Below are 3,628 nucleotides of genomic sequence, written 5' to 3'. Positions count from 1 at the left end.
GGGCGCGGGCGCCCGGACCCGCCCGTCAGGCCGCGGGGGCGATGCGGGACAGGCCGTTGATGACCCTGTCCATGGCGTCTCCCTGCGTGGGCTCGGTGAGGTTGGCCAGCATCTTCAGCACGAACTTCATGAGGGTGCGCTGGCGCAGGCCGTACCTGGTCGCGTACTTCATGAACTCGGGCTGGCCGATGACCTTCACGAAGTAGCGGCCGAGCGTGTAGTAGCCGCCGTAGGTGTCGGCGAGCACGTCCGGGTAGCGCAGCAGGGCCCGCTCGCGGGTCTGCTGGGTGGGTCTGCCGTGCGCCTGCACGATCACGTCGGCGGCGATGTTCCCGGCCTCCATGGCGTAGGCGATGCCCTCGCCGTTGAAGGGGTTGACCATGCCGCCCGCGTCGCCGACGAGCATGAGGCCGCGGGAGTAGTGCGGCACCCGGTTGAAGCCCATGGGCAGTGCGGCGCCACGGATGGCGCCCTTCTGGTTGTCCTCGGTGAAGCCCCACTCCTCGGGCATGGACTCGGTCCAGCGGCGCAGGAGCTTGCGGTAGTCCATGTCCTGGAAGGACGCGGTGGAGTTGAGGATGCCCAGGCCGACGTTGCTGGTGCCGTCGCCGACGCCGAAGACCCAGCCGTAGCCGGGCAGGAGGACGTCCTTGTCGCCGCTGCGGTCCCACAGCTCCAGCCAGGACTCCAGGTAGTCGTCCTCGTGGCGGGGGCTCTCGAAGTAGGTGCGCACGGCCACGCCCATGGGCCGGTCGTCGCGCTTGCGGATGCCCATGGCCACGGACAGCCGGGAGGAGTTGCCGTCGGCGGCCACGACCAGCGGCGCCCGGAAGGTGACGGGCTCGCGGTCGGCGTTCTTGGCCCGGACTCCGACGATGCGGTTGCTGCGCTCGTCCATGAGGGGGCCGGTGACGGTGGTGCGCTCCAGGAGCTTGGCCCCGGCGGCCACCGCGCGGTTGACCACGATCTGGTCGAAGTCGTAACGGGTGCGCACGAGGCCGAAACCCGGGTAGGCGGCCAGGTCGGGCCAGGGCAGCTCCAGGCGGACGCCCGCGCCGATGATGCGCAGGCCGTGGTTCTTCATCCACCCCGGGTCGTCGAAGGTGACACCCATGGCGGTGAGCTGCTTCACCGCGCGGGGGGTGAGTCCGTCTCCGCAGACCTTCTCCCTCGGGAAGGAGGTCTTCTCCAGGAGCAGGACGTCCAGTCCTGCCTGGGCAAGGTAGTAGGCGGTGGTGGAGCCGGAGGGACCTGCGCCGACCACGATCACGTCGGCGTCGTACTCGGTCCGCTCCCGGCCTCGGGGAGAGGAGGTGGCTGTCTCGCTCACGGGTGGGTCCTCGACTGCTCGCGCGGATGCACCGTGGCGGGTCTGCCTGCGGGATGGACCCGCTCACGGGGGGAGTTGTATGGGTGCTGTGGGGAGTCCGTTATGTCCGACATAGAGGCATGTGTCCTATACCTCCTAGACTTGTGAAGCACTTCACAAGCCCTTTTCGGCAGTCTAGACCCTCCCGCAGTCGGAGGCGAGTCCCCGGGGGGTATTCAGACGGCCTGCTACCAAAGGGGATATAGGCCCCAGAAGGCTTCACACGCCCCGAACAACGTCACGCTCCGCGAGAGCCCCAGTTCAGAATGGTGACCACTGCCCCAGGCGCCACACGGGCAACACGAAAATCCCGAGGAGCGGGGCACTCCTCGGGATTACGAAATTTTTATGCCTGGTGTGCCCCGGCCGTGCGGGGTCCGCGGGACGAACTCGGCGCGAGACCGCGGGACTCGCGGGGACGGGCCCCGGGGGGTTCGGTGGCGCGGTCGGGGAACGGCCCTCCCGGCGTGGCCGCCGCCGGAGACGACCCCGGCCGCGAACATGGAGCCAGGAGCAGAACGCGACGCCAGGAGCGGGATCAGCGCGAGCGCGATACCTCTGGCGCTCCCGGCACCCCTGGCGTCACACCCGAAACGTTCCGGACCGTGCCGCTACTTGTCGCGGAAGCCTCGGTGCAGCGCGACGATCCCCGTCGACAGGTTGCGCCAGGCCACCCGCGACCAGCCCGCGTCCTGGAGGCGGCGCGCCAGCTCGGGCTGCTTGGGCCAGGCCATGATCGACTCGGACAGGTAGTCGTAGGACTCGCCGCTGCCGGACACCATGCCCGCGATCTTGGGCAGCGCGCCCATGAGGTAGGTGGAGTAGAGCCGGTCCACGAACTCGACCGGGATGTGGCTGAACTCGCAGATGACCATCCGCCCGCCGACCTTGGTGACCCGCCGCAGCTCGCGCAGCGCCTGGTCCACGTCGTTGACGTTGCGCAGGCCGAAGGAGATCGTGACCGCGTCGAAGGTCTCGTCGGCGAAGGGCAGGTGCAGGGCGTCGCCCGCCACGAAGGTCACGCCGCCCCGGGAGGCCCCCCCGCGCCGCCGCACCCCGGCGCGGAGCATGCCGAGGGAGAAGTCGCAGGCCACCACGCGGGCGCCCTTCCTGACGAAGGACTCCGAGGAGGTGCCCGTCCCCGCCGCCAGGTCCAGGACGAGTTCGCCGCTGTAGGCGTCGACCGCGTTGACCGCGGCCTTGCGCCAGATGCGGTCCTGGCCCAGCGAGATGACGTCGTTGACGAGGTCGTACCTGTCGGCGATGCCGTCGAACATCGCCGCGACGTCCTGGGGCTTCTTGTCGAGTTTGGCGCGGGTCATGGGCACAAGACTAAGGGTGCGGCCCGAGCGCCCCGACCCCGCGGGTCCGTACGGAGCGGACTCCCTGGCGCGAAGCGGACAACCCCTGGGCAGAAGGACTGTCCGCGCGCAAGAATAGGGTGTGCGCGAGGTTTCCCGAACCACCGAGGGCCTTCGGACGTCACAAGGAACGGACACGGCCCGGCCGAGAGGGGGAGTACATGAAGTTCGACCTGGTGGAGCCGAGCGACGAACAGGCCGTCCTCGACGAGGATCTGCCCGAGGCCTCCGACGGGGGCGCCGCCCGCGGCGTCCACCCCAGGCTCGTCATGGCCTCCGCGCGGATGCGCTCCCGGCTCCGGGACGACCTCGCCGCCCTGCACGCGTCCCTGGGCATGCTCAACGAGCAGATCCAGGCCGTCCAGCGCCGGGAGGAACCCGCGTCCGCGGACGCGGCGCCGCCCGCCAACTTCCGCGCGGGCGCCTTCTCGCGCCCCGGCGACTCCTGAAGCCCCCGAGAGCTCCGAGAGCCCCTGAGAGGAGAGTGTCCGCATGTCCGGGTGGAACATCCAGCCCGCCGAGGTGGGCGCCGTGCTGACCAGCGTCGCCGGATACATCGGCGAGGAGGGCGGCAGCGACGGCCTCGTCGGCGCGATGACCTCCGCCGAGAACCTGATCACGGCCATCAACGAGGAGGCGAACAGCACGCCCGTCAGCGTCGCGCTGGGCGAGTTCGCCGAGCACAACTTCGGGCTCATGGGCGACATGGCCGGCCTGGCCGTGAGCGCCGTGACCAACACCAGCACAGCCGTCACCCACTACTTCAACGGCAACATGGAGATGGCCGCCGAGGCGCAGGAGAACGCGGGCGTGATCCCCGAGCCCGAGCCGCCCCGGCAGTACGGGCCCCACGCGCCCGTGTAGCGGGCTCCGCCACGGTCGCGGCGCCTTCCCCTCC

General features: G+C 70.1%; 4 protein-coding genes. 2 read left to right on the top strand and 2 right to left on the bottom strand.

Annotation, left to right across the window (positions count from 1 at the left end):
• Window positions 1-25 precede the first annotated feature (25 nt).
• Both DQW06_RS16075 and DQW06_RS16070 read right to left on the bottom strand, forming a co-directional pair.
• Window positions 26-1,330 (bottom strand): geranylgeranyl reductase family protein, encoded by a 1,305-nt coding sequence (locus DQW06_RS16075; RefSeq protein WP_013156040.1) that lies wholly within the window; start codon window positions 1,328-1,330, stop codon window positions 26-28.
• A 650-nt stretch (window positions 1,331-1,980) separates the two neighbouring features.
• Window positions 1,981-2,691 (bottom strand): demethylmenaquinone methyltransferase, encoded by a 711-nt coding sequence (locus tag DQW06_RS16070; protein ID WP_013156039.1) that lies wholly within the window; start codon window positions 2,689-2,691, stop codon window positions 1,981-1,983.
• Between the two features lie 200 nt (window positions 2,692-2,891).
• Here DQW06_RS16070 and DQW06_RS16065 point away from each other — a divergent pair, with 200 nt between their 5' ends.
• Entirely contained in the window at window positions 2,892-3,179 is a 288-nt protein-coding gene (locus DQW06_RS16065; protein WP_013156038.1) for a hypothetical protein, read from the top strand.
• Window positions 3,180-3,222: 43 nt separating this feature from the next.
• On the top strand, window positions 3,223-3,594 hold the full coding sequence (locus tag DQW06_RS16060; RefSeq protein ID WP_013156037.1) for a DUF6507 family protein: 372 nt from the start codon (window positions 3,223-3,225) through the stop codon (window positions 3,592-3,594).
• Window positions 3,595-3,628: the final 34 nt, after the last annotated feature.

It is taken from the genome of Nocardiopsis sp. TNDT3 (assembly GCF_003427465.1).
Lineage (GTDB): Bacteria > Actinomycetota > Actinomycetes > Streptosporangiales > Streptosporangiaceae > Nocardiopsis > Nocardiopsis dassonvillei.
Note: the sequence above shows the minus strand (reverse complement) of the source record. Positions and strands in the feature narration are given on the sequence as shown.

Bases quoted from the DNA above. Each gene is read 5' to 3' on its own strand.
- DQW06_RS16065 (WP_013156038.1), top strand. From the start codon at position 2,892: ATGAAGTTCGACCTGGTGGAGCCGAGCGACGAACAGGCCGTCCTCGAC.
- DQW06_RS16070 (WP_013156039.1), bottom strand. From the start codon at position 2,691: ATGACCCGCGCCAAACTCGACAAGAAGCCCCAGGACGTCGCGGCGATG.
- DQW06_RS16060 (WP_013156037.1), top strand. From the start codon at position 3,223: ATGTCCGGGTGGAACATCCAGCCCGCCGAGGTGGGCGCCGTGCTGACC.